The organism is Gilliamella sp. CG35 (assembly GCF_046635745.1).
Lineage (GTDB): Bacteria > Pseudomonadota > Gammaproteobacteria > Enterobacterales > Orbaceae > Gilliamella > Gilliamella apicola_I.
Window position 1 is genome coordinate 1 of record NZ_JBIDFH010000012.1, and the last position, 25,784, is coordinate 25,784.

Consider the following 25,784-nt stretch of genomic DNA (forward strand, 5'->3'; position numbering starts at 1 on the left):
CCGTTAAGGTGTAGCGGTTGTGGCTTACCTCGCCCGTTAATTCATTCAGTAAACTTTCACCGACTTGATTGATAAGGCTGGTTATTTTGTTCGCCATGGGTTACTCCTGTATATTTCGCATTTGTCGGACTTTATGCCTGTTATTTAGACAGTCCAATATTATTGTGATAATAATGTTGTAAGTGAGTTTTGTGGGTATGATTGGTGAGCTATTAATAGCAAGAAAAGAGTTAGCGAATTGACAAGATGATGATTGTAAATTGAGATACCAATCATCATGAAAATGCCAGAAATTACCATAAATGGGTAATCGGTTATTTGATTGCACGTTGAAACAATCCGAAAACAGCTGCCTTATATCCATATCATTCCTAGAAATTATAGGTTTTGTTTTTAATTATTTTGAAATATAAATTTTGATAACTTTTTTTAAATATGTAAACTACATTGTTTTACCATTTAATGCAAGTTTTTTAGAATGATTTTCTAATTAAATTATAAAGATAGCAATGTTAAGTGTTTAAGATTAAGCTTGGTACTAACTACTATTTATTAGTCTAGAAGAGTGTAAATTGAAGGTATATCGGTTATTAAAGCTTATAAAAGAAAACCTAAAAATGACCATTCGCTAATGTGTTTATCCCTGTGTATACAGGGAACACAGACGTTTTACTGTGTCGGTCGGACGAATATCCGGTTTATCCCTGTGTATACAGGGAACACCCAATAACCACCACCTTTGATATCATTCCAGTCGGTTTATCCCTGTGTATACAGGGAACACCAACTTGTCCCCGAACGTTCCGACGTCCAAATCGGTTTATCCCTGTGTATACAGGGAACACTAGTTAAAGTTAATCTTAATCTTAATTTTCACCGGTTTATCCCTGTGTATACAGGGAACACATGAAATTTAAAAATGACCTCGCTCAATGTGACGGTTTATCCCTGTGTATACAGGGAACACAGTTTGCTCATTGATCAGCTCGTTTGCAGGAACGGTTTATCCCTGTGTATACAGGGAACACTGGTTGGGGGTGGTGCCCGACTGATGCTATAGCGGTTTATCCCTGTGTATACAGGGAACACATCCCCACAACCGCATTAAACGGGATCGCGATCGGTTTATCCCTGTGTATACAGGGAACACTATAATTTCTCGTAAACTCATGATTTATTTCCCGGTTTATCCCTGTGTATACAGGGAACACTTTTTAGCTCATCCCCTGATTTGCAACTAGACGCGGTTTATCCCTGTGTATACAGGGAACACCTGATAAATACCTGGTTCCCATTTTTCAAACTCGGTTTATCCCTGTGTATACAGGGAACACACGCTCACCCATGACTATAATATAGTTACCTTCGGTTTATCCCTGTGTATACAGGGAACACTCTAAACGTAGCTATTTGTTTTATTTAAACTTATAGCGACCACGAAATTCTACCAGATTTTTTTAATTTTTAAAGAACTTTAACTTATTGATTTTCAATAGGTAAAAAAGATACCAACCTGAGTCCATCGAGTTCTACCGGCACTCTTCTGTTAGTACCATAAGTTTGGAAGTCAAATCCAGACTCAGTATTGGTTGCCCAAGCAAGTACAACATTCCCTTCTTCAGCAAGCTCGATGATTTGTTGCCAAATCATCTCCCTTACCGGTCTGGAAATATCACCTATGTAAACACCAGCTCTGATTTCTAATAACCAAATAGCTAAGCGTCCTCTTAATCTAGGTGGGACATTTTCAGTCACCACAACACACATACTCATGATTAATGGCTCCTAAAGCCACTATCGGCAAGTGATTGAGGTTCTGGAATCGCAGGTGGTAGTACATCATCAGGAGGCGGTGGAGGTTCAATACCTCCAGCGGATAATACCTCTTCAATCAGTGGAATTAATGTCGTCAATGTTTTTTGACTTCTAAAAATATCGCGACAAGCAATGCGCACTTCACGATCAGGGTCAGCTCTATTTTTAGCAGCAATTTCAAACGCTTTGGGTACCACTGTATCAAATTTTATAATATCGGCAATATCATAAACAAACGAGAGCGGTTTTCCGCTATGCACAAAACCGATAGCTGGTGCATAACCAGCTGCCAAAACCGCTGCTTCGGTAATACCATAAAGACAAGAAGTGGCAGCACTGATACATTGATTGACCGTATCGCCTTTTTGCCAATCTTTGGGATCATATTTACGTCCATGCCACTTAACACGATACTTTTTGGCTAGTAATGCATAAGTTGCACGTACACGAGCGCCTTCAACACCTCGTAATTGTTCAATAGAACGTCGGCTAGGAGCCGGCTCACCAAATCGCAGTTCAAACATTTTTTTGACAACTTTTAGACGAAGCTCATCATCCAAAGCTAATTTTGCTTGATAAAGTAATTTGTCTGAACGGGCTCCCCCGGGCTGACCTGTCGAATACATTCTGACGCCAGCCTCACCTACCCAGACTAACAGTGTCCCCACAGTTGCGGCTAATCTAACCGCTGCATGTGATACTCGTGTACCGGGCTCAAGCATGATACAAGCAATAGAACCAACGGGAATGTGGGTTCTAACGCCTGTTTTATCTATTAATACAAAAGCACCATCTAAAACATCAATTTGTCCATATTGTAGGAAGATCATTGATGTTCTATTTTTTAAAGGAATAGGATTTAGTGGAACATACACCATATTAAATATCCTATTGACAGTGTTTGATTAAAAATAGCCCACAGCCAAACCCTTTGCTTTTACCAATACCTTGATAAAGTGTAGCTAAAAATAGTTTTGGATCAGTAACAGTTAAAACCCCTTCAAAATCAACACTACTATAACTAATCGGTTTAAGCTCTGACTTTTTATTAAGTAGATGTTGGTTGTAACTGATAACATTACAGCAGACTGCTGAATGATTATTTTGCTGTAATGAAAATCCACGCTTTTCACTTTGCTTAATCAACCAATCTATGGCCGCTTGATATTGCTGAGCTTTGATCTCATTCGATGATAATCCCTGTTGTTTAGCCTGATACTTAGCGTTCATCATCACATCACATCGTTTTCCTTGTTTCATGACAACAGGATTGGCACGTAATAAAAAACTTAACTTCATCCCTGTTGTTAATTGCGGTGCATAAGGTTTTGTATTGATTTTAAATAATTCATGATTGGTAAGCGGTGCAACTTCAGATAAAAGATAAAACAGAGGTTTTTTAGTCTTTTGATCTTTATGAAATAAAAATGGACGTTTATTTTCATCAGGAAACAGTTGCCATAACCATTGATGCATAGCATATTCACCAGCAGAAAACCATTTTTGTTGCATCGCATAAGGAAGCCGTTCAAGTTTTAGCTCGACTTTCGAAAAATACATCTATTCGCTCCTTTTTAAGTGTCCTGTATATTGCTGACGATTGATAAATTGCCAATGCTTCCTGTTAATGGGTTGATCTTGTCGAAGTTGTATTTTCATTACGTCAAAATGCGCTTCTTGATCAGGATGATCCCAGTAATATTCGTTAGCATCACTATCAATTAAATCTTTAAGGATTGAATCATATTGGTGATATTTTCGATAATGGTCATTAGCGAAGACAAAAGCATCACTAAGTAACCCTTCGTAAATCACCGGCGCTAATGGCAATGACAATGGCGAATTTTTCCTGCCCACATAAAGCGGAAAGACAGGCGTTAATAATGCCTGCTTTATCTGCTCTACAGTATAAGGAGCGCCTTTTGTTTCGGTAATAACAATTTGATAATAGATATCGTTGTAATATTCACGATGAGTTACCAAAGTATTAAAATCTTCCTCATCAACCTTTTTAGAATTTTTGCTTTTAGAGATTGGAAATTGAACAGTATGAAAATCATACAACCAACTTCCTTTAACAATAAAAGGACGAGAAGCAATAAAATAATGCTGATTGAAAGCATCAATACATTCATCATTACGCCGAATACCTAATGCTGCCGCCAAAAAACCTAATACAGCCGAGCGGGAAGGAATAATATTGCTGTGGCGAACTTCGCCAACAGCCGGTTCCCCCCACGATGTGAGCGGTGCATAAATCTGAAAAATAAGATGTTTTATCATCTTGACTGCTCCTTATTTTTCCGCAACAAACGTTAATGCAGCTGCAAGTGTCCCTTCTCCACTTTCAATATTGAGTTTGTAGCGATCATCCGCACATTGACCGTAAACTTGATCAAACTTATCCAATTGTTGCTCTAATCTTGTAATAGCATCATTCACCATATCTTGGCTACGGATAGGATTAAAATAAGCAACAGCAAGTGAACGTGGTTGCTGAGTACCTTTTTCAATCAATAAATAAGAGGCATAAGCACGTGATGCAAAGCTATTTTGCATGCCTGTTGGCGCCACTTTTATAGCGGATTCAGTTAATGCTTTTAGTGTCTTTTCAACCAATGCTTCATCACCATTTAAGTTATCAAGGAGTAGATCACGACTAATACATATATAAGTATAGAACAGTGCCGAGGCAAATCCACGTTCGCCTAAGTGCCCTGAACTCGCATCTTTTCCTTTATCATTTAAATCATCAACAGCAGTAAAAAAATCATCTTCGATAGAAATTGCACTCACACTTAAAGCATGAGCAACTTGACAAGCAGCTTCAATGTTAAATTCTGTTTTACCCGCTAACATGCGACCAAATAGTGCAATATCAATGCTACTATTTTCTTGACGAGTTTTAATTAATTTATTCAATTCGTCTTGGGTAGGTTCTCTTTTCTGATTAATTAATAGTGCAACTAGTCTTTTTATTTCCTGTTGTTCATTATTACTAATATGAATAAGTTGCTCCATATCGAAGTTTACTTTTGATTCTTCGGATTTTTTTTCCTTTTTTTCTGTTTTTTTATCAGTTTCATCATCTGAATTTTCTTTTTTATTTTTTTGAAAGTGTTCCCTTATTTTTATCGCACATGATTTTGCTAGCTCTTCTGATAATCCATTGTCTTTCATATGGTTATAAACCCATTCAGTAATAAATTTACGAGAACGAACACCTATATTTTCAGTTAGTGACTCAGTAAAAAAGTCTGATTTTCTCCAAGCACGCTTTAAACTCTGAGAAGAAATACGTAAACGTTCACTATTTCCCATTTTAGCTGTTTTCGGACGACCTAAATCATCACGATTTAAATTTGAAGGTGCATAAGCAGTTAATAAATGTAATTGTAAAAATGTACTCATAATAGTTATTCCTTAATTGATTTTTCGGTCGAATAGTAATCCATTGCCCAACGAACAGAATTACGTTTAAATGGTTCCATATTATTTAATAAATTTTTTTGACGATTATTTTTCTCTTTAACCCATAAAAAGATACTGTCAGCAAGTGAAAAGAGATTTACACCACCATCACCACGCAATTTGACAGCACGAATTAAACGTCGGCAAAACTCTTCTTCTGTATCACTTGCAAGAAGTTGGTTAAAACGCAAAGAAGACATGATACTTCGTTCATTTTTTTGGTTTTTCTCACTTAATTGAGATGCAAAAGAAGCATTTTCATTATTAGCTTTAACAAAAACGGCAACAGCAACAAAAATTGCAAGTGCTTGATGATGATTATCTGAAGCGATTAGAGAACTCTTTTCTTCAAATAACTGATTAGCTAATAACCAATAACCTTCTTTGAGCATTACTCCATTAGGTAAAGATGATCTTTTCAGCTCTGCACGTAACTTTAAACCATTGTATGCTTTACCAAAGAAATAACATTCTTGAACCTGTAACTTAGAAAACCATTTAATAATGATTGCTTTGTGATCATCATTAAGAATGAGGTTTTTTTTTATAAGATATTTTGACACGTTATTCTCCTTATACGTAATCAAAGTTATTTGCTAATTTTTAACTTTCTATTTTTCAATTTATTAAATTTATTGATTAAATTTTCTCTACCACTAATTTCTTTACAAACCACTTGATTAGGTTTTTTATCTTTTGAATAATTAAAAGACTGGTCAGGATCACCAAAAGCAGCTTTATCATAAACTTGGATAATATAATGTAATAATGTCTTAGCGAAATCAGCTAACAATGGTTGCCGACCACTAGGATTATCTTTTGATGTTATTAATTGTTTTACCAACTGATAAAATGGCAATTCTGTCTCTTTCCAGAAGGCAATATCAATTGAAATTGACTGATTATTTGTTGAAGTTGAGTGCTTATTAATTGCCGTCATTGCTTTACGCAAAATCGGTAATGAATCTTTACTGAGTGCTAAAGCTTGAGCGATTATCTCTTTTAAATCACTGTTTGGATCTGCCAAATCGGGGTAGACTGGGAATGTGTGTTCATACCAACAACGTGCTTTCATATTGTCGAAATCGTAACCAAAACACCATAAATGATAGTGTTGTTTATCTTTAAAGTTTCGATCAAGATGAGTGGTAACCACTCTAGCCGAATGCATATCATCATTGGCACTTACCATACCTAACCAATCTCGATATACTAAGCCACCCGGTTGCCCTTTAATCGCAAGTTGCTCGCCGGTCTTTTTATTTGTGCGATAGGGCGTTAGTGGATGTAGCCAATGTTGATATTGAATGCCATAATTTTTGGTTTGATATTGTGTAATTAGTTGTGTTGAGAATTCACCACAAATGTCACATTGCCCTTGCTCAGTTTGGTGAAAATCTAACTCAATTCGCCGAGGCATTCCCCAAAAAGCTTGACAGTAATTAGCTTGTTCAGGAAATAAACTTAAATTTTTTGGCTTTTCACTAGTTTTCGTTGCGGCTAACCATGGAAAGACTGATGCATCAAACTGCTGTGGTCTTTCTTCATCATCTAAAGGGATCACATTCAGCCACAATTTTTTCCATAAAGGAGTCGGTTTATTCAGTTCAGGCATGATTAAAGTCGTGATAGGCCCTCCACCACGCAAACTTACCCGATGTCCTTGACCACCCGACGGAGCATTAGTTTGCAAAGTGAATAGGGTTATGGCGGCGCAATGTGGGCACATCACTTTGACAAAACCACGTTTAACAAAGTGATCGGTGTTTTTTTTCAATGCATTCTCACCCGGAGCGTCAATTAATAAATTCGTTATAGGTATTTTCTTACCCTCCAATTTAGCAAAATCTTGCATAAAAGAGGGTTTTGTTGCGCCAAATTGCATGGCAATTCTGACTTGTTCAAACGCTTCGGTTAGTTGCTGTGATGAAAAACCATTATTCCAATATTTTCGCCATTCTGAATTATCTTCGGGTGATAGTGTGGTTTGTAATAAACCAATAAGAAACTGGTAAGCCGCACCTTGAAAATCGGGTCTTAAATAAGCTAAATCTGAAATGGTTTCATCAACCAGTTGGCTAGGTTGAATTTTACTAAGATGACCATCGAAATGAACAACTGGTATCCAGTTTTCGTCTAATAAAGATAAAGTAGACAAATTTTACTCCTTAATTTCATATAAAATCGATGTTACGATCTGAGACCGATTATCGTTTTCAGATCGTAAAAAATCAACACATTAAAAATTTGATTTGTTGATTTCAAAACTGAATGTATAACTGCGATTTTTATTTTTATCTGTTTTTTTTCTGAATCTAAAAACCAATGATATTTTTTTAAATTTAATACTATTCAGTAATTTAGAAAATTTATCTAATATAAATTCAATTAATTTCATTATATTTTCTCCTGAAATTAATGACTGATAATATTAGCAATACATGTATACTCATGGAGCACTAATCCATTAGGGTTACATGAAACGCCAAACCTATTGGCTATCTTGTAACCAACCATGATTAATATACTGCAATAAAAAATTATCGCAACAAAAATAAAAGGCGAAAGATAAAGGTAAAATTTTTATTCCAAATTACTATCTCAGTGTTTTTATGATATAGTATTTAATGTTCCTTATTTTAATAGGGTTAAACCAGCGAAAGATAAAAATTACAATCAGTTCCCCACTACCGTGGGGATTTTCATATTAAAAACAAATTAACCTTATTTAACCAAATAATTACATATTTTACGATAAATTAATGTTAGAAATGTGATCCACTACAAATTTTTAAAAAATTTGCATTTAATAGCTTGTATTATTTATTAATTTAATCTTTTCTTGCATAGCTTTCTAATAATTAAAATCACGCACATTATGTGCAACCTCTGAACGGTAAAATCTTTAACATTACTTATATTAAACTAGCGACATCAAGTCGGTTTGCCACTATAATTGCTTGTTAAAAGCTATTATGAAACTGATATAAAATGTAAAAGCTGGTAGATAAATCTAATGTTGAGAGAGTTATGAATCCTAAAAATAACACTAAATTTCCACTAAATAATCATCAAAATCCCCTAGACAATTCTCATCAGCTTGATAATGGGCAGGTAAAAACCAAGGTATCCTTGATTTTTTCGATCATTAGCAAAATAACGCCGTTTTCAATGTTATGGATCAGTTTTGTTTTAACTTATGGGGTAGTTTGTATGTACACGAATACGGTTGGACAAGATGAATTTTACCGCTTTATCTTCTTTTTACAAAAACCCGTTGTGGTTGCACTTAATTGTGTAGCACTCTTGTCGGCACTATTACATAGCATAATTTGGTTTATAAAAGTCCCTAAAGCATTATCATTAACGACTGATAATAAGCAAACTCAAGCTTGGTTACTTATCGCTTGTTTATGGATAATCACAATTGCCGTATCAGTGTTATTAATTAAATTGATATTAAGATGAGTGGTGTTTAAATCATGAAAATTCAAGAATCAGAAACTAAACGTTCGAATAATCCTGTTATCAAAGGATTATATGCCTTAGGCGGTACGTGGGCAGCTGTTTTTGTTCCGGTTGTGATGATTATCATTGGATTGATTATTCCTTTTGGCGATGCTCAAACTCGTTCCTATATTTTAAAATTAGTTAGTAGCGAACCGGGTAAAATCTTTTTGCTGTTGATGATATGCTTACCCATTTGGTGCGCATTACAACAAATTTTAACGATTTTGCACCAGTTTAATATTCATCCTAAACGTGAAAAACTGTTAACTTTTGGTTTGGCGCTGGCATGGACGATTCACGCTATTTTTATTTTGTTTGTCAGAACATAATAATTGAAATTGCGATTAGCGTTATTAGATGATAACGCTAATGGTTTCAAGATTAATAATAAGTGATTTGTCTAACGACGTTCACTTGCTTATCTGGTTGAAGTTTATTTACTCTATTTGCTGAAAGCCAATCTTTTTTATCATTGACGGTGAGTAATTGAGTTATATAGTTAGCTGACTCCTTACCGTCTGTAAAATTAGTAGATTGAATTGACGTTAAGCGATTATTTTCATATTGATAAGAAAAATCACTTTCATTGCTTAAACCATTACTAAATTGAGTCACTACTTTTGCGAGTTTTTGATCTTGATATTCATACGTAAATAATGAAACACCATTCAAATCATTACCGGTATAGTTACCCTGCTCATCCGTTTCTTTAAGTTGCCAGTGCACATTTTTATTAATCAAACAATGATTGGTATCATATTGATAACTATCATTTTGAATAAAAATAAAATCAACCGCTTTTTTAACTTGATGAGACTGAATAATTTTACCGTCTTTATCAGTCGTAAACTGAGTTATACTGTTAGTTTTATCTTCAAAATCTTCGATAATATTTTCCCAACCAGTATTTATTTTTTGGAGATGTTCAGAATATAATCGTTTGTTTTGAGCAGAATACAGCTCATAATGACTTAACGTAATTAGTCCGTTTGGATCATATTCTAATGAATGATTGGCATTCGTTTCATTCTCCTGCATCCCTATTTTTTGGGTCGTTGTCGTTCTGATTTCTTGCTTTATTCCCGTTGCTGGTGTATCAAGATAATCATAAAGTTGGAAGATATAATTATTGGCTTCAACTTGATTTTGAGTAATATCATCACGACAATTCAGTGCTATGACATTAGTTGAAAACAATATGGATAATGGTGCGATAAAAAAAGGTAGTCTTCGTTTTTGCATAATTTATTGATAAAGTTAATTTAAGATAATTTTTAAAAATGCGTGTTAATGCGTTAATTTTTATCATTACTCTTTTCGCATCAACAACGCGTCTGCCCAATTGACTTGATTTTTTAGTTTTTTATTTTCTTTTTCTTCTTGTTCATTGATTTTATCTGAATAAATCAGTGTTTTATTTTTTGCTTTTAGCTTCATCGGTTTATCGAAAAAAGATAACAAGGTTTTTGTATATTCATTTTCAGGTTCAGAAAAGACTTTTTCACACAATCCTTGTTCGACAATTTTTCCTTCTTTCATAACAACAACATGATGACACATAGTATAAATTACGCTTAAATCATGGCTGATAAAAAGATAACTCAGTTGATACTTTTGTTGCAATGATTTAAGTAAATAAATAATTTGTTGCTGAATTGTATGATCTAAAGATGAGGTTGGCTCATCTAAGATGAGTAATTCTGGTCGCAAAATCAATGCTCTGGCAATAGCAATGCGCTGACGTTGCCCTCCTGAAAACTCTGTTGGATAGCGAAAACGCATTTTTGGGTCAAGACCAACTTCAAGCATGATATCAATCACAGCTTGTTCTCGTTCAGATTTACTTAGTTTTTTATGGGTTAACAATCCTTCACTAATAATCTGCTCAACATTAAAACGAGGATTTAGCGATGAAAAAGGATCTTGAAACACCACTTGAATACGACTACGGAACGGGAGTAATTTTTTAGCGGTTAAATGATCAATATGATGACCATCAAATAAAATATCACCGTCAGATTTTATTAACCGAAGTATCGCCATTGCCGTTGTGCTTTTACCTGAGCCTGATTCACCAACCAGCCCCACGGTTTCACCTTGATGAATGACAAAACCGACATTATCAACAATTTTTTTCTTTTTACTGCTAAATAAGCGTTTTTGCGTTGTCACCTCAACATTTAAATGATTAACACTAAGCAGTATTCCCGGTGTTTCAGGTAAAACGATAGGTTCACCACTCGGTTCAGAGTTTAATAATGTTTGAGTATATGGATGTTGCGGACGTAAAAAGATACGTTGTTTATTATTATATTCAACGATTTGACCTTGTTGCATTACCGCCACTTTATCCGCTAATTTTTTTACAATACTTAGATTATGCGAAATAAATAGCATACTCATATTCAGTTCTGTTTTTAATTCTTTTAGTAACTGAATAATTTGCGCCTGTACAGAAACGTCTAAAGCCGTAGTTGGCTCGTCAGCAATTAATAGTTTAGGATGTGTTAATATTGCCATAGCAATCATAACTCGTTGCCTTTCTCCTCCTGATAATTGATGAGGATAAGCTGACAATTTATTTTTAGGCTCTTTGATTCCAACCCGATCAAGATATTGCAATATTTCGCTTCTGGCTTCGTTACGTCGCATGCCTCGATGCAATGATAAAACTTCATAAAGCTGCTTTTCAACAGTATGTAATGGATTAAGTGATACCATTGGTTCTTGAAAGATCATACTGATTTGATTACCTCGTACTTTACGAAGTGATTTTTCGCTGGCATGCAGTAATGAGCTTCCTTCAAACAAAATGTCCCCAGTTGGGTAAATCACTTGTTCGTTACGCAATAAGCGTAGAATTGACAGTGCTGTCACACTTTTACCCGATCCTGATTCCCCAACTAATGCAAGTGTCTCTTGTTCATGAATATCAAAACTGATATGACTGACCACTTGCGAAGTGAGATGAGCTTGTCTTTTGAATGCAATACTTAAATCTTGTACAGATAATAAAGGTAAACTCATCGATACACTCCTTTGTTTGGGTCGAATGCATCCCTTACGGCTTCACCAATAAAAATCAGAAGGGAAAGCAACGTTGCAATAATTAGAAAAGCGCTAATGCCAAGCCATGGTGCTTGCAAATTATTTTTGCCTTGTAGTAATAAACGGCCTAACGATGGTGAATCAATCGGTAAACCAAAGCCTAAAAAATCAAGCGATGTTAATGTGGTAATTGAGCCACAAAGAATAAACGGTAAATAGGTTAAAGTTGCCACCATGGCATTAGGTAAAATATGACGAAACATAATTTTATAATTTCTAACGCCCATTGCTTTTGCTGCACGGATATAATCAAAATTACGTGTACGTAAAAATTCTGTTCTTACTATGCCAGCTAATGCCATCCAACCGAACAAAACAGTAATACCTAGTAACCACCAAAAATTAAGCGGTAAAATGCTTGCAAGAAGAATAATGACAAATAGGACAGGTAATCCGCTCCAAATTTCGATGAAACGTTGCCCAATCATATCGACTTTACCACCATAATACCCCTGTATAGCCCCAATGATGATGCCGATAATCGTGGTAAAAAGTGTTAAAAGAATAGCAAAAAACATCGATATTCGAAAACCATATAAAATATTGGCTAGAACATCAAAACCTGCATCTGTTGTCCCTAGCCAATGCAATGCAGAAGGTGGCGTCGGAAAGGTACTGTTAGTATCGTAAATTAATGTATTATAGGTATAACGAAAAGGTGGCCATAACATCCAACCGTTTTGTTCTATTTTTTCTTGTATTTGAGGATCTAAAAAGTTAGTTTGCGTTTCAAACTGTCCACCAAATTCAGTTTCCGGATAAAAATGAAAAATAGGTGAATAATAGTTATTCTGGTATTTGATAAAAATTGGTCTGTCATTAACGATAAAATCTGAAAATAAACTAATAACAAAAAAAATCAAAAATAACCAAAGCGAATAATAACCACGACGATTATGTTTAAATCGTTGCCAACGTTGTTGATTAATAGAATAGTGAGTGGTCATTAATTACGAGCCTCAAAGTCAATACGTGGATCAATCACCATGTAAGATAGATCACATAACAATTTAGTGATGAGTCCAATTAAGGTAAATATATAAAGTGAACCAAAAATTACCGGATAGTCACGTTGTATAATCGCTTCGTAGCCTAATAATCCTAGACCATTAAGCGAAAAGATAATCTCTATTAACAACGAACCGGTAAATAAAATGCCAACAAATGCAGCAGGAAAGCCTGAAACAATCAATAATGTCGCATTACGAAAAACATGCTTATATAAAATTTGTCTTTCGCTTAAGCCTTTAGCACGCGCAGTAATAACATACTGTTTTCGAATTTCATCTAAAAATAGATTTTTTGTTAACATCGTCAACGAAGCAAAACCGCTGATCACCATAGCAATGGTTGGCAAACAGATATGCCAAGCATAATCCTTTACTTTTCCCCAAAAATCGAGTTGGTCAAAATTATTTGATATCAATCCTCGAAGCGGAAAAATATCCCAATAACTGCCACCGGCGAACAATACAATTAATAAAACAGCTAGTAAAAAAGCAGGTATTGCATAACCAATGATAATTAACATACTTGACCAAAAATCGAATGCAGAACCATCTTTAACCGCCTTACGAATACCTAAAGGGATAGAAATCATATAAACGATTAACGTACTCCAAAGCCCTAAAGAAATCGAAACAGGCAAGCTTTTAGCAATCAATCCTAAAACCGATTCACTTTTAAAAAAACTATTACCAAAGTCAAAGGAAAGATAATTTTTGAGCGTATCAATGTAACGTTCAAAAAGGGGTTTATCAAAGCCAAATTGTTTTTCAATCATCGCCACAACTTGGGGATCAAGTCCTCGAGCACCTCGATAATTTGACTCATTTTTTTGATGCAGCGAAGATGATGCAGTGCTTTCACCACCGGGTAACAAACTTTGTCCACCATTGGCATCATTTTCTATCATCGCTAAGGCTTGATCAACTGGGCCACCTGGAGCTACTTGTACAATAAAAAAATTGATCGTTAAAATAACAAACAGTGTTGGAATAATGAATATCAATCGACGAATTAGATAATTGAGCATATCAATGTTCCTTATTCTTAGATAAATTAGCTGCTTTATCAGCATCATACCACCAACTATCCACGCCTATTGCATAAGTGGGTTGGATGTCTGGTTGCCCAAATTTATTCCAGTAAGCATAAAATGTTTGGCTATTATACCACATGGGGATCATGGGGTATTCTTGAGTAAGAATACGATCAAGCGCTCGTCCTAGTGGAATTAATGCTTCTTGATTATCGACATTCTTGGTGATTTCGGCGATGATACCGTCAATGGCTTGATTATGTAAACCTGAACCATTCCATGACGAATTAAGATATTCACTCCCCCAAAGAATCATCAGATCTGACGTTGGATAATTCACTGCCCCATAATTACGAGCCATCATATCATAATCACGTTCACGCATACGGCGTAAGTGTTGAGCCGAATCTAACAACGTAATTTTCATATTAATACCTAATTTTGCTAAGCTTTGCTGAAATGGAATAGCATATTTAATATCTTCACCAAGGTAAGCAATAAGTTCAAATTCAAAAGGTTGCTTAGTTTTTGCATTGACAAGCACGCCATTTTCAATTTTCCAGCCAGCTTGATTGAGTAATTGGGCTGCTTTTAATAAATTTTCACGATTAAAACCCTGACCATCACTTTTAGGCAATGAATAAGCATCACCAAAAGCACGTTCAGGGATAATATCTTTATAGATATTCAGCCATTTTAGCTCCTGTTCGGTAGGGGTTCCTTTTGCAGCATAAATTGTATTTTCAAAAAAACTGGTCGGTCTTTTATAACTGTTATAGTAATAAGCACGATTTAACCATTCAAAATCGAATGCTAACGTAATCGCTTCACGAACTTTAATATCTTTAAACAGATCTTTTTGTAAATTAAAGGCTAACCATCTTGTATCGGTGGCAGTTTTTATCGGCTTTTCCTGCTTGATGATATCGTTTGTGTCAAAATAATGACCTTGATATTGCGTAAACCAATTTTTAGGTTGGGACTCACCCCGAAAATCATATTCACCGGCCTTAAAGGCTTCTAATGCAATACTGCTATCCATATAATATTCTATGCGTTTTTCATCAAAATTATCTAAACCTCGATTAACGGGTAAATCTTTCGCCCAATAATGAGGATTACGGCGATAAATCACGTATTGCCCCATTTTATAATCACTAATAAAATAAGGCCCACTACCAACCGGTGGGGTCGTTAAGGGTTCTGAAAAATTATGATGTTGCCAAAAATGTTTTGGAATAACGCGCATATTGCCGACAAATGAAAGTAATTTTTCACGATCGGATTTTGGCAATTCAATACGAACTCGATAAGTATCTAAGGCCTTAACCGTCACGCCTTGATTATAGACTTTATATTGAGGCACACCCTCAGTCATAAATTTATTAAAGGTGAATTCCACATCTTCAGCAGTGATTGGCTGATCATCTTGAAAACGTGCATTAGGATTAATTAAAACTTCAGCCCAACGATAACTATCAGAATAAGTAATCGACGTTGCTATCAAAGGATAAAAACTGATGATATCATCTGCGGTATTCGTAAAAAGGGTATCATATAATGCACCTGAATTTTTTTCCGGCGCACCACGACTGGCATAGCGATTGAAATTATCAAACGAACCAATCTCAGCTAGTTTAATAATTCCACCTTTCGGCGCATTTGGATTCACATACTCTAAATGTTCAAAATTGTCAGGATATTTAGGTTCGCCTAATAACGAAAAAATAGTTTTATGATAAATCTGTTCGTTCGTTTGAACTATGTCACGCATTGCCATTTGCTGACGACTATCCGAAGACTGCTCTACAGCTTGTGACGTTTGTTGCGTTGTTTTGTCTTCTGTTTGATTGGCATTAACAGATTGAGGAATAATGACAAATCCACTCATACAACAAGCAATGAGTACTGATTTTATTTTGGGTTTGATTTGACGAATCATCCTAATTTAATTCCTGTTTTAATCAATTTTAAATTTATTTGTTAGCGCAAAATTTTATTGTCATCGATAATGACTAAAATTATTTACCCTCATTAGTTAAAATATTCTATTTTGCCAAACTTCAATTAAGTGAGCAAAATCTAAATATTAGCACTAAATTCACCCAGTACAACCACCATTATAATCTGACTAATTAATTAATCATCAAAAAAGTTTAACATTTACTTTATGTTTCAGTATAAAAGATTTTGTTTCATTTTTATACTAAACAGTATTATATTAACAAACTAAATTTTTCGAAATTTAATGAAAATTATTAAGTTAAATAAGCATAAATAATAAAACGGACAAAACAGTAGCAAAACAATCAAGGAATACATTTAGTGACTCAGCCATTTTATCAATATTGGGGCAAATGCCATCAAAGTTCTGACAACAGTAGTTATCACTTACTTGCTTATCATAATTTAGATGTCGCTGCGTGTGGTTATCAAATAGTTAAACAAAATTTATTTAACTCTTCGCAATTATTTGAACAAATTGGTTTTTCTGCAAAAGATATCGATCAAGCAGCGCTTTGGTTTGCTTATTTTTTGGCTTGGCATGATATTGGTAAATTTGCGAATGGATTTCAAGCATTATTTAAACACAATCATCCGCAGCTTGTCAGCGTCGATCCATCTAAAAGCTATAATTCTAGACATGATTCGCTTGGTTTTTGGTTATGGAATAACTCACTTAAACACCAACCAAACGTTAAGCTTGAACAACATAATGAAGATATTGATGAATTATATGACACATGGCTGCATATTATGACGGGACATCATGGCAAGCCACCAGAACGAGAAGCTTATGGTAATTTATCATTTAATGAACAAGATAAACAATCGGCTTTAGACTATATTATCGCACTGAATCAATTGTTTATTGTCGATAACAATCTAGCACACCATGCTTGTCATTTTTTTGATATAAATTATCATAAAAAATTAAAACAAATAAGTTGGTTAATTGCGGGTTTAACCGTAATCAGTGATTGGCTTGGTTCAAATGAACAATTTTTTCCGTTTTGTTCACAGCCCATGCCACTTGATGAATATTGGCACAATCATGCGATGTTGAAAGCAGAAAAAGCCATTGCCACTTTACCAACAGCCTCACCAATCACTCCTTTTAGTGATATTAAAAATTTGTTTCCTTTCATTGAAAAACCAACACCACTACAGCAACAAGCGTTAACCTGTCAACTTTCTGATAATGGTGCAGAGCTTTTTATTATGGAGGATGTGACTGGTGCAGGAAAAACGGAAGCGTCAATGATTTTAGCACATCGGCTTATGACAGCTAAAAAAGCACAGGGTATCTATATTGGCTTACCAACGCAAGCAACAGCTAATGCTATTTATCAGCGTACCGCTCAAGTCTACGAACAATTATATCAAGCTGATAGCCATCCTTCGCTGGTACTGGCTCATGGGTCTAGCTATATGAATCCGCATTTTACTCAAACAATTTTAAATCACGATGAAATTAGCCAGCAAAAATACCCTAAAGGTGAACAATCGGTGAGTGGAGAATGTAATGAATGGTTTGTTGATACTCGAAAAAAATCGTTATTAGCTGAAGTTGGGGTTGGCACGTTAGATCAAGCGTTAATGGCAATTATGCCTTTCAAACATCAATCGTTACGTTTATTAGGATTACGCCATAAATTACTGATATTAGACGAAGTTCATGCTTATGACAGTTACATGGTAAAACTACTCGAAAACCTATTACATTACCATGCGTTACAAGGTGGCAGTGCTATTATTTTGACAGCAACATTACCTTTATTTCTGCGTCAAAAACTACTCGATGCCTTTTATAAAGGCTTAACTGGCAACAAACAAGTTTTAGAATTAGAACAGTCATTACCTTTTCCACTTATGACACAGCTTAATCATAACGGCTTAGTTAAACAAGCGATTGAAACCCGACAAGAAGTTAAACGCCAAGTAAATATCGAATGGATTAACCATATTGAAGCAGGTATAGACAAAATCAGCAAAGCTATGCAACAAGGTAAAATTATTTGTTGGATCAAAAACAGTGTACAAGATGCAATTAGTCTATATCAACAAATTCAACTCAATTTACAACTGGATCATACACAAATCCTACTTTTTCATAGCCGTTTTGCCTATTGTGACCGTTTGGACATTGAAGAAAAAACATTACAATGGGCTGGAAAAACATCGAATCATCAAATTCGTGCAGGAAAAGTCATTATAGCAACACAGGTGATTGAACAATCCTTGGATCTTGATTTTGATGAAATGATCAGCGATATTGCCCCGATAGATTTATTGATACAACGAGCTGGACGTTTACAACGGCATGTTCGCGATAAACATGGCAATATCAAGCCATATGATGAAAAAAATCAATCGCTAGATGAACGCCATCCCCCTACCCTAACCGTGCTTGCCCCAGATTGGCAAGCTGAACCTAACGCGAATTGGCTTGACGAACCAGCCTTTCGAAATACCAGTTATGTTTACGCTAATCCGGCTCATTTATGGTATACCCAAAAGACACTATCCGAGCAAGGTTGCATTAAAATGCCAGATGATGCAAGGCAATTAATTGAATCCGTTTATGATCCCAAGCTTAAACCACCAGCAGGATTACAAAAAGGTTATTATGGTGCTGAAGGGTCTAATTTAAGTAAATCGTCTATCGCCAATCAAAACGTATTAAATTTGAATGAAGGTTATAAGCGTGATTCAAAAATGGGATGGGATAACGAAGTCGAAGTGGCGACTCGTTTATCAGAAGATAGTGTTGATATCTATTTAGCTTATCAACAAAATGAAAAAATTATTCCTTACTCTAGTCATAGTGAATATGCCTGGGAGCAAAGTCGAATTTCGCTAAGACGTGCAAAATGGGAAAAAATCAAAAATCAGATCCCTCAACTTGATCAAACGAGTTTAGAAAAACTCAGACAACAAATACATAGACCAACAGCGATAATTGTCTTACTCAATGAAAAATCAGACTTTTATTCTAGAAAATTGGGGTTTATCTAGGATAAATTTTTATTCGATAACGGTACTTATTCATTATTTACGTATTTTTTGATAATTATCTGTTTACTGCTCAAAATAGGTAAAAAGGAAGAATGTATTAATTGTTTAATTTTTTTAGCGATAGGATTCGTAGGATATTTTAGGATTATGGTTTTAAAATTTATTTTATGTAAACCTTTTCATAATAGCTTTTAAACTACCCATTGCTGGTCATGAGTGTTTTTATGTGTATAAGAAGCGACTAAAATCAGTTACGATATTGTTTGATGCAATAGATGATATTTTGTGTGTAAAAAAGATTGTGAGTTGAATATTTGATACCATTAATCATAAATTTCACTGTTATTTTAACCAACAAAGTTAATCCTTAGTGTTAAGGATTAACTTTTTAGTTTTCGTTAACAGTCATTATCAACTATTGGTTGTTCAAATTGATAGTTTGCTGTTTATATTTTCATGTCAGAAATCAGTTCTGAATTAGCTTAATTTTCATCTTTCCAACATTTTTTGGTAATTGGGTAATGTTTAAAATAACCATAACCAAAATTTATTTTTTCCATATGCCCTTTATTTCCTTGACTCTTCCATGCATCATATTCTTTCTTCGGATTTTTTCCTCTAATTATTATCGCACTGTAACCTCGTCGCCAATCTTTGTTTGAATAATAGGTTCCATCACAATGATAGGTAGGTAGTTTGATATCAGAATAGGCATGGTTGGCTAATGCTTCACAGTAATCTGGTAATTTTGCAATGGTTCTTATACTATCACCTTTTTTATCTTGCAAGTTGTTTAATTCGTCAGCTGTACAATCTGTTTTTTGGTTTGGAATAATATCGTTGACTAGGTTATTTAAATTTTGGTCATCATTATCAACCGGACACATTGCTAAAAAAGATTTTCTTGCTGTTAGCGTTTTTGTCCAATTGAAAATCCCTCTGGTAATTACTTTTATTGAGAAGAATTTTTTAAGATAAGATGTACATTCACTCGGTCTTGTTACTGAAGATAAACATAAAATAACACCACAAGCTATTGCTTGATCATTAGAAAGATCTTTTTGGTTTATATTAAATCGATTTTTTTTGTCATTAGTAAAATGAGTCAGGTTATCTGATATTCCCACGTTTTCGCGATAGTCTATATCGTTTGTATTAGCAGGACTTGAGCTTGTAACTATTTTTGATTCTTTAGTTTCGGCAAGCCTATCGATTATACTTCTGTCATCTTCTTTTAAAGATGGGTTGTTTTTTTCAATAAGTTGTATTTTCTCTTTTAAATCGCTAGCTTTGAGCTGCTCTGTTGGTGATATATGTTCTTTTGACATAATTGTTTTATATTCAAACCGGTATCTATCTAAGTCTTCTTTTTCATCAGCAAAACTGTTTAATGAAAAAAAAGCAGTAAATATGATAATTGTTTTAAAATAGTTTATTTTTTTCATAATATTACCTGCTTTTATAGTAATTAAATGTTATCAATTTCGTTTTTTGATATACATTTGTGTTTCATTGTTTTAATCATTGAATAACATCTTTTAATACACTTATCATTCGTTATTTTTAGATGTTATCGCTGGTTTTATTTAGTTTTATTATTTTATTGTTTTCCTATTCCCATGTTATTTTTTAATAACATATGTTTTACATTTTATTTTGATTTTACAATCTTATCCCCCTGTTTTCCTGAAAATATAAATGTGACAAATTCATTTTTATCAACCATTTCTTCTGTTACAAATTGGCATTTAATCCCTATTTTTCTGAAATAATTTTCATAGAGATAAATATTTTTTTTGTTGCCAATTATTTTTATTGAATCGGCATGAGTTGCTAAAAAAATGACAGTTATTTTGTCTGACTCTTTAATTGGCTCGCCTACTACAGTATAAATCACTGATTTATCTTTAAAGTCCTTTATAATTTGTTCATTAGGTGATAGTCGACTTGTCGGATATCGAAATAGTTGATCTTGATATACAGATTTATAGTTGTCACTATTCAATTCAGGTGGTTTAGGTGGATTTGAACAACCTGTTAGGTATCCTATTAATATAATTAATAACCCTTTAATTAAATAACTTTTCATAATCGACATCCTTAAAATAGACTTCTGTAATTTTTCTTGAACCAGAAAAAGCTGACATTTGAATGACTACATCAATTGATAACCCTATCATTTTAGCAACAGTTTTATCACTTAATCCCACGGCTTTAGGATTTTCCATTACATTAGTCACCATTTTTTGAAAAGTCATTTCAACTGTAGGTGAATGATAAGAACATAGTGTTCCATTGTGGCCACTACCAATTACTTTGATGAGATCTAAGGCGACTTGATCTCGTATTTCAGCCAGTAGAATTCTGGTTGGTTTTAATCGTAAACATGCTTTTAATAATTTTGATGGCGTTACCGGATCTTCTTCTTTGTATTGGCTATCATAGAAAAGTTGGGCATAGTTACCATGATTAAAAAAGGCTAACTCTTCTGTATCTTCGATAGATATTAACCGTGCATTTAATGGTATAAACTCCATTAAGCTTTTCATAAAGGTCGTTTTTCCCGATCCTGTTTCACCACAAAAAATGATGTTTTTACCTACAGCTACGGCTTTTTTTATAAAATCGACGAAATTTCTGCTAAGATAAAGTTCTTTTAACTCTTCATCATCTCTACTTTTATCACCAAATGCTTTGATATCATTAAATAAACCTTGTTCAACATACTTTTGATACGGTACATTGGTTTTATGATTTTTTCGGATATCTACAATTAAGTTTTTAGATGCGGGTGCATAAACTAATTGTATTCTTTCACCACTGATTAATGTCCCACTTAAAAAGGGGTTAGTTTCACCTAATTTTGTATTATTGTAATTTGCCGCGGTCGTCGCAAAAGATTGTAAAAGTGAACCTGGTTTTTTTATATCGTTTTCAATCGATTCTTTTTTTATCCATTCATCGTCAGTTGTTTCAACCCACAATGCACCATCAGGATTGACACAAATTTCTTTTATTTTCGGATCTGATAGGTATTTTCCAAATAAAACTTCTGTATTTTCCCAAAAAATAGTATTCATCATTTTCTGTACTCTAATTTATAAACATCACTAAAATCAATATCTTGGTTAGTGTAAATACCAACACTATCACCATGATTACGATATATTGTTGGTGGAATATCAACATTTTTCTCAATTATCGATTTAGCAACATCCGTTCCACCTTGAGTGGTATTATTTAAATCAGTAAAAGTGTGTTCTTTTTGTAATCGTGATGCAGCAGCACTTGACAGATCACTCATCAAAGAAACTAACACAGCATTACCAAAACGAGTCCAAAAATGATTATCAACCCAACCACTAATACCTTGGCCACCTAATACATCACTCGCCCCTGAATCAATTCTTATTATTAAATTATTGGGTGTTCTGATCTCTTCCCATAAAACAAACACTCTATCGTCACCTTGATTAACACTGGCTCGTCTGAAGGCTCCATTAACTATTGAACCTTTTTCTATGAGTAAGGTCGTGCCATTTGCCGAATAAACATCATCACTGATAATGCATCCAACATCACCACTAATTTGGCTAATCAATGCTGTCCTTAATGAGCATTTAATAAATGTTCCCCTGTAAATTGATAAATTAGGGTTAAGTTTTAATACTTCCGCCTTAACAATCTTGGTACCTTGTTTGTTTTTTTCGTTATCGACAGAACTTTGTTGTTGAGGTATTGGTTGAACTATTGGTTGAGTTTCTTGTTGTTTTACATCTTTATCATCACCTTTAGCTAATCCAAAACGCCCTTTTATAATTACGGGTTTTGACTCTACTTCAACTTCATTTGGGATTGGATTTTCTGGATCAACACCATTTTCTGGATCATTCGGGGGTAAAAGATTATCAGGATTTCTAGTATTTCTTGTAATATTAAATGATCTATTATCAACAGTAACAACTTCGGGTTCTGCTTCATGTCTATCTGCTGTTAATGATGTTTTGAGCGATAAGATTCCCTTTGCTAACATAAATAACACAATAGCGATAACAATCATCAACATGAAAATTGTTTTAAATGATATTCCTTTTGATTTTTTCTCATTTTTCAATTCATCAGCGATATTCGATTTCAAATTTTCTTCATTTGACTCCATATTATTTTGATTGACACTCATTTTCTATCCTTACTGGTTGATCACTCTGATTACATTATCGCTTATTGTTGTTTTATATTCTGGTTTATAGGTTCCGTAAGACTGATTAAAAATCCCAACAACCTTGTTACCATTTCTTAAAATTAATTTTTCTGCCACTTTATGAACCACTAACGTTCGGTAATTATTTAATACATCGGCTCGCATATTGTAGGTGAGCATTTCTTCTGATTTATTTTTATTCACCAAAAATACACTTGGGATCTCTTTTTCATTGGAAAACCCTAAAAAGGTTAGTATGCCATCATCATAAACAAAATCCGGTACAATACTTTCACTTCCTTTATTAACAGATTTGTAATAATTCCAGTTCACTGGTGTACTTAACTTGCCTAATGATTTTGTTATAAGTTGTTTGTTTTTCTCTTCTTGATATATTTTTGCTTTTCTTATATTTTCATTTTTTATGGCTAAGGCTCTATCCTTCGGATAATTAAAGCGTACAATAAAAGAGTTATTATCTTGTTTTTCATCTATCATTAATTGGAATGAGTATTCCCTTTTATCGGTAATCACAATTAAATTGGTATTCCAATCTGGTGATGATGGTTTATAAAATGTCCCTTCCCCATTGTCGATAGGTTTGGGCATTATGATTAAATAATTATTTTGTATTTTATGTTGCCAACCCTCTTCAAAACCGGTGGTTACATATTGTATGTATTCATTATCTGAAAATTTTATGGTTGTGGTGTAACCATCTACCGCAATGATTTTAGTTACATCATCATTATTATAGTCAAGCTCTCGAACACGATAATCAAAATTAGATTTTGGGGGATCGGTTTCGGAATATGCATTAAACGTGATTAATACTATTAAAAATGTAATCAGCTTTTTCATTAAAATTACCTATTTTCTGTATCGACGGTGTAAGATAATATTTGAAATCCTAACGGATTGGACGTTCTATGATTTAACGCTAGTGATAAATTTGGTTTATAGTCATATGCTATGGTAGCAAAAATTCTTTTGCTCACTCTTTCATTGTTAGCAAGGTTTACCCTTGTCAATTCTGCCCGTGCAATTGCAGTCTTCGTGTTAGTCTCTCCTTCACTTACCCCCAAATTTATAGACAAAATTTTTACTTCGATAGCATAACCATCCCCATACAATTTGTAGGGTGCATTATCTGCGTTAAATAAGCCGATGTACTGCCGATTAACATTTGCTGATCCATATAATTGCACTCTTTCATAATCTTGTTGAAGAGTTTCATAAACATATTTTTCACGTAATTCAATATAATGAGCTATCCAAAATCGATCGAGTGCTTCATCCGGCGTAAAGGATTGATCCGTTAAGGATGGAATAATATCAGTATAGCCTGTATTGCTATCGACTCGAATAACATAGGGTTGAGTCTCTTTCAATGGTAATAAAAATGCAAATGACCCCGTTAACACTAGCGAATATAAGATAAAAATACTTGCTACTATCCATGCTAATTTTTTGGATTTTTCCTGATTCTGGATAATATTTTTTTCGAAAGTTAGACTTTCTTTTGTAAGTTCATCTATAACATGTATACTTTTTTTGTCTGACATTTACTTCGCCTTTATATTTTCTATTAGTTGATAAGTAATAATGTCACTATTTACTGCTTGTAATTGGTTATTTTCAAGAGGAACAGTATTTTTTCTTTTAACACAGCCTACCACTAACGTTAAAAATAATAGAGAAATTATAATTATTTTCATTTTTTTTCCATGTTTAATTATTTTTTGAATCATAATGCTGCTACCTTAGATGCGACATTGGCTGTAGTTTTAACTGTGTTAACAGCTCCATCCCATGCATTCAGAATTGAACCACATGTAAACCCTGTAAATGCTTGAGCTAACTTTTTTACTTCTGACATAACATAATAAAAGAAAATGGCAAAGAATAAACATGCAGCACAAATTACTCGGTATGATTGGGGATACTTACCTATGGAATCGCAAAGTGTTTTTAAAAATCCTGACATTAATGACATCATCAATCCAGATAATACCATTGTAATTATAGCCCCGACTACTGCAGACAGCCATCCTTCAAACACTTTTTTGGTATTTTCAAATGATAACGACAAAATTGCCAGTGGTGTAAAGAGCAAAGCAAACGCCAAAATAATTTCAGATGTTAATAATGCAAAAAGACAACTTCCTGCCATAATGAAGAAACATGCCCAGAAACTTACTGCAATAAAAGGACGTTCAAACATAAATGCTTTTTTAATGATCGGTTCTATGGCATTATTAAACTTATCTGTTTGACTATCTAGTTGTGCAATTGCTCCTCCCTTTTCTACTAAAACACCTTTAACTTCTTTTATTATGTCTAGAACTGTTTTTATCCACCCATCAGCATCAAAAGCAATACTCGTTACAATAGAGATTATTAATATTTTATGAATGTGTTCTCCAAGCCTGAAAGGCCTACTCCCCAGCGCAATTTCAATACTTTTATAGGTTACCCATAACAACATGATACTTCCGAATATTTCACTGATTGCACTCACCAATTCCGTAATTTTGGGGGCGGTAACTGCTGCAAGCGACTTATCAACAAACTTCTGAAGTGTAGTAAATACTCCTGCCATTTTTAATTTTCTCCAAC

The 25,784-nt window shown here is 34.1% G+C and carries 23 protein-coding genes and 1 CRISPR repeat array; of the genes, 3 read left to right on the forward strand and 20 right to left on the reverse strand.

Annotated features, from left to right (window positions below):
• Nucleotides 1-633: 633 nt before the first annotated feature.
• A CRISPR array of direct repeats spans nt 634-1,395; the repeat unit is 29 nt; unit sequence CGGTTTATCCCTGTGTATACAGGGAACAC.
• Nucleotides 1,396-1,479: 84 nt separating this feature from the next.
• The 7 genes from cas2e to casA are packed head-to-tail and all read right to left on the reverse strand — an operon-like array spanning nt 1,480 to nt 7,444.
• Nucleotides 1,480-1,773 (reverse strand): type I-E CRISPR-associated endoribonuclease Cas2e, encoded by a 294-nt coding sequence (cas2e, locus tag ACGH4F_RS06805; RefSeq protein ID WP_220216475.1) that lies wholly within the window; start codon nt 1,771-1,773, stop codon nt 1,480-1,482.
• Between the two features lie 2 nt (nt 1,774-1,775).
• Complete coding sequence (cas1e, locus tag ACGH4F_RS06810) at nt 1,776-2,693, reverse strand: type I-E CRISPR-associated endonuclease Cas1e (protein WP_267351532.1); 918 nt, start codon at nt 2,691-2,693, stop codon at nt 1,776-1,778.
• A 10-nt stretch (nt 2,694-2,703) separates the two neighbouring features.
• On the reverse strand, nt 2,704-3,375 hold the full coding sequence (cas6e, locus tag ACGH4F_RS06815; RefSeq protein ID WP_411590567.1) for a type I-E CRISPR-associated protein Cas6/Cse3/CasE: 672 nt from the start codon (nt 3,373-3,375) through the stop codon (nt 2,704-2,706).
• Nucleotides 3,376-4,098 carry a type I-E CRISPR-associated protein Cas5/CasD gene (gene cas5e, locus ACGH4F_RS06820; protein WP_411590568.1) on the reverse strand — a complete coding sequence of 241 codons (723 nt, stop codon included), beginning with the start codon at nt 4,096-4,098 and terminating at the stop codon, nt 3,376-3,378.
• 12 nt (nt 4,099-4,110) lie between these two features.
• Complete coding sequence (gene cas7e, locus ACGH4F_RS06825) at nt 4,111-5,226, reverse strand: type I-E CRISPR-associated protein Cas7/Cse4/CasC (RefSeq protein ID WP_411590569.1); 1,116 nt, start codon at nt 5,224-5,226, stop codon at nt 4,111-4,113.
• A gap of 5 nt (nt 5,227-5,231) precedes the next feature.
• Complete coding sequence (gene casB / locus ACGH4F_RS06830; protein WP_411590571.1) at nt 5,232-5,849, reverse strand: type I-E CRISPR-associated protein Cse2/CasB; 618 nt, start codon at nt 5,847-5,849, stop codon at nt 5,232-5,234.
• A gap of 26 nt (nt 5,850-5,875) precedes the next feature.
• On the reverse strand, nt 5,876-7,444 hold the full coding sequence (gene casA / locus ACGH4F_RS06835; RefSeq protein WP_411590572.1) for a type I-E CRISPR-associated protein Cse1/CasA: 1,569 nt from the start codon (nt 7,442-7,444) through the stop codon (nt 5,876-5,878).
• Nucleotides 7,445-8,316: 872 nt separating this feature from the next.
• Here casA and ACGH4F_RS06840 point away from each other — a divergent pair.
• Entirely contained in the window at nt 8,317-8,754 is a 438-nt protein-coding gene (locus ACGH4F_RS06840; RefSeq protein ID WP_411590574.1) for a hypothetical protein, read from the forward strand.
• 14 nt (nt 8,755-8,768) lie between these two features.
• Nucleotides 8,769-9,125: a fumarate reductase subunit FrdD gene (gene frdD, locus ACGH4F_RS06845; protein WP_411590575.1), complete on the forward strand. Its 357-nt coding sequence runs from the start codon at nt 8,769-8,771 to the stop codon at nt 9,123-9,125.
• A gap of 52 nt (nt 9,126-9,177) precedes the next feature.
• Here the strand turns inward: frdD and ACGH4F_RS06850 are convergent, their stop codons facing one another.
• The 5 genes from ACGH4F_RS06850 to ACGH4F_RS06870 form a co-directional block, all read right to left on the reverse strand.
• On the reverse strand, nt 9,178-10,038 hold the full coding sequence (locus ACGH4F_RS06850) for a hypothetical protein (RefSeq protein WP_411590577.1): 861 nt from the start codon (nt 10,036-10,038) through the stop codon (nt 9,178-9,180).
• 66 nt (nt 10,039-10,104) lie between these two features.
• Entirely contained in the window at nt 10,105-11,823 is a 1,719-nt protein-coding gene (gene yejF / locus ACGH4F_RS06855; RefSeq protein WP_411590578.1) for a microcin C ABC transporter ATP-binding protein YejF, read from the reverse strand.
• Nucleotides 11,820-12,851 (reverse strand): ABC transporter permease, encoded by a 1,032-nt coding sequence (locus ACGH4F_RS06860; protein WP_411590579.1) that lies wholly within the window; start codon nt 12,849-12,851, stop codon nt 11,820-11,822. Before ACGH4F_RS06860 ends, yejF begins: the two co-directional genes overlap by 4 nt.
• On the reverse strand, nt 12,851-13,939 hold the full coding sequence (locus tag ACGH4F_RS06865; protein ID WP_411590580.1) for a microcin C ABC transporter permease YejB: 1,089 nt from the start codon (nt 13,937-13,939) through the stop codon (nt 12,851-12,853). Before ACGH4F_RS06865 ends, ACGH4F_RS06860 begins: the two co-directional genes overlap by 1 nt.
• A 1-nt stretch (nt 13,940) precedes the next feature.
• Nucleotides 13,941-15,725, reverse strand: coding sequence for an extracellular solute-binding protein (locus ACGH4F_RS06870; protein WP_411590611.1), 1,785 nt, complete (start codon nt 15,723-15,725; stop codon nt 13,941-13,943).
• A 545-nt stretch (nt 15,726-16,270) separates the two neighbouring features.
• Between ACGH4F_RS06870 and cas3 the strand changes: the two genes are divergently transcribed.
• On the forward strand, nt 16,271-18,964 hold the full coding sequence (gene cas3, locus ACGH4F_RS06875; RefSeq protein ID WP_411590582.1) for a CRISPR-associated helicase Cas3': 2,694 nt from the start codon (nt 16,271-16,273) through the stop codon (nt 18,962-18,964).
• A gap of 482 nt (nt 18,965-19,446) precedes the next feature.
• Here the strand turns inward: cas3 and ACGH4F_RS06880 are convergent, their stop codons facing one another.
• The 8 genes from ACGH4F_RS06880 to ACGH4F_RS06915 all read right to left on the reverse strand — a co-directional run bounded on the left by ACGH4F_RS06880 (nt 19,447) and on the right by ACGH4F_RS06915 (nt 25,767).
• Nucleotides 19,447-20,409 (reverse strand): TrbM/KikA/MpfK family conjugal transfer protein, encoded by a 963-nt coding sequence (locus ACGH4F_RS06880; protein ID WP_411590583.1) that lies wholly within the window; start codon nt 20,407-20,409, stop codon nt 19,447-19,449.
• A gap of 206 nt (nt 20,410-20,615) precedes the next feature.
• Nucleotides 20,616-21,053, reverse strand: a complete 438-nt coding sequence (locus tag ACGH4F_RS06885) for a hypothetical protein (RefSeq protein ID WP_411590584.1) — start codon at nt 21,051-21,053, stop codon at nt 20,616-20,618.
• Entirely contained in the window at nt 21,034-22,047 is a 1,014-nt protein-coding gene (gene virB11, locus ACGH4F_RS06890) for a P-type DNA transfer ATPase VirB11 (protein WP_081299148.1), read from the reverse strand. Before virB11 ends, ACGH4F_RS06885 begins: the two co-directional genes overlap by 20 nt.
• Complete coding sequence (locus ACGH4F_RS06895) at nt 22,044-23,144, reverse strand: TrbI/VirB10 family protein (RefSeq protein WP_267351512.1); 1,101 nt, start codon at nt 23,142-23,144, stop codon at nt 22,044-22,046. Before ACGH4F_RS06895 ends, virB11 begins: the two co-directional genes overlap by 4 nt.
• 9 nt (nt 23,145-23,153) lie before the next feature.
• Nucleotides 23,154-24,026: a P-type conjugative transfer protein VirB9 gene (gene virB9, locus ACGH4F_RS06900; protein WP_267351510.1), complete on the reverse strand. Its 873-nt coding sequence runs from the start codon at nt 24,024-24,026 to the stop codon at nt 23,154-23,156.
• 5 nt (nt 24,027-24,031) lie between these two features.
• On the reverse strand, nt 24,032-24,730 hold the full coding sequence (locus ACGH4F_RS06905) for a virB8 family protein (protein WP_267351508.1): 699 nt from the start codon (nt 24,728-24,730) through the stop codon (nt 24,032-24,034).
• Complete coding sequence (locus ACGH4F_RS06910) at nt 24,731-24,916, reverse strand: hypothetical protein (protein ID WP_267351506.1); 186 nt, start codon at nt 24,914-24,916, stop codon at nt 24,731-24,733. It lies immediately after the preceding gene.
• On the reverse strand, nt 24,913-25,767 hold the full coding sequence (locus ACGH4F_RS06915) for a type IV secretion system protein (protein WP_267351504.1): 855 nt from the start codon (nt 25,765-25,767) through the stop codon (nt 24,913-24,915). The genes ACGH4F_RS06910 and ACGH4F_RS06915 overlap by 4 nt, the downstream gene beginning before the upstream one ends.
• Between the last annotated feature and the right edge of the window lie 17 nt (nt 25,768-25,784).

What these genes read in the sequence shown, in the direction of transcription:
- cas2e (WP_220216475.1), bottom strand. Translation starts at nt 1,773, where the DNA reads ATGAGTATGTGTGTTGTGGTGACTGAAAATGTCCCACCTAGATTAAGA.
- cas1e (WP_267351532.1), bottom strand. Translation starts at nt 2,693, where the DNA reads ATGGTGTATGTTCCACTAAATCCTATTCCTTTAAAAAATAGAACATCA.
- cas6e (WP_411590567.1), bottom strand. Translation starts at nt 3,375, where the DNA reads ATGTATTTTTCGAAAGTCGAGCTAAAACTTGAACGGCTTCCTTATGCG.
- cas5e (WP_411590568.1), bottom strand. Translation starts at nt 4,098, where the DNA reads ATGATAAAACATCTTATTTTTCAGATTTATGCACCGCTCACATCGTGG.
- cas7e (WP_411590569.1), bottom strand. Translation starts at nt 5,226, where the DNA reads ATGAGTACATTTTTACAATTACATTTATTAACTGCTTATGCACCTTCA.
- ACGH4F_RS06840 (WP_411590574.1), top strand. Translation starts at nt 8,317, where the DNA reads ATGAATCCTAAAAATAACACTAAATTTCCACTAAATAATCATCAAAAT.
- frdD (WP_411590575.1), top strand. Translation starts at nt 8,769, where the DNA reads ATGAAAATTCAAGAATCAGAAACTAAACGTTCGAATAATCCTGTTATC.
- ACGH4F_RS06850 (WP_411590577.1), bottom strand. Translation starts at nt 10,038, where the DNA reads ATGCAAAAACGAAGACTACCTTTTTTTATCGCACCATTATCCATATTG.
- yejF (WP_411590578.1), bottom strand. Translation starts at nt 11,823, where the DNA reads ATGAGTTTACCTTTATTATCTGTACAAGATTTAAGTATTGCATTCAAA.
- ACGH4F_RS06860 (WP_411590579.1), bottom strand. Translation starts at nt 12,851, where the DNA reads ATGACCACTCACTATTCTATTAATCAACAACGTTGGCAACGATTTAAA.
- ACGH4F_RS06865 (WP_411590580.1), bottom strand. Translation starts at nt 13,939, where the DNA reads ATGCTCAATTATCTAATTCGTCGATTGATATTCATTATTCCAACACTG.
- ACGH4F_RS06870 (WP_411590611.1), bottom strand. Translation starts at nt 15,725, where the DNA reads ATGGCAATGCGTGACATAGTTCAAACGAACGAACAGATTTATCATAAA.
- ACGH4F_RS06880 (WP_411590583.1), bottom strand. Translation starts at nt 20,409, where the DNA reads ATGAAAAAAATAAACTATTTTAAAACAATTATCATATTTACTGCTTTT.
- ACGH4F_RS06885 (WP_411590584.1), bottom strand. Translation starts at nt 21,053, where the DNA reads ATGAAAAGTTATTTAATTAAAGGGTTATTAATTATATTAATAGGATAC.
- virB11 (WP_081299148.1), bottom strand. Translation starts at nt 22,047, where the DNA reads ATGATGAATACTATTTTTTGGGAAAATACAGAAGTTTTATTTGGAAAA.
- ACGH4F_RS06895 (WP_267351512.1), bottom strand. Translation starts at nt 23,144, where the DNA reads ATGAGTGTCAATCAAAATAATATGGAGTCAAATGAAGAAAATTTGAAA.
- virB9 (WP_267351510.1), bottom strand. Translation starts at nt 24,026, where the DNA reads ATGAAAAAGCTGATTACATTTTTAATAGTATTAATCACGTTTAATGCA.
- ACGH4F_RS06905 (WP_267351508.1), bottom strand. Translation starts at nt 24,730, where the DNA reads ATGTCAGACAAAAAAAGTATACATGTTATAGATGAACTTACAAAAGAA.
- ACGH4F_RS06910 (WP_267351506.1), bottom strand. Translation starts at nt 24,916, where the DNA reads ATGATTCAAAAAATAATTAAACATGGAAAAAAAATGAAAATAATTATA.
- ACGH4F_RS06915 (WP_267351504.1), bottom strand. Translation starts at nt 25,767, where the DNA reads ATGGCAGGAGTATTTACTACACTTCAGAAGTTTGTTGATAAGTCGCTT.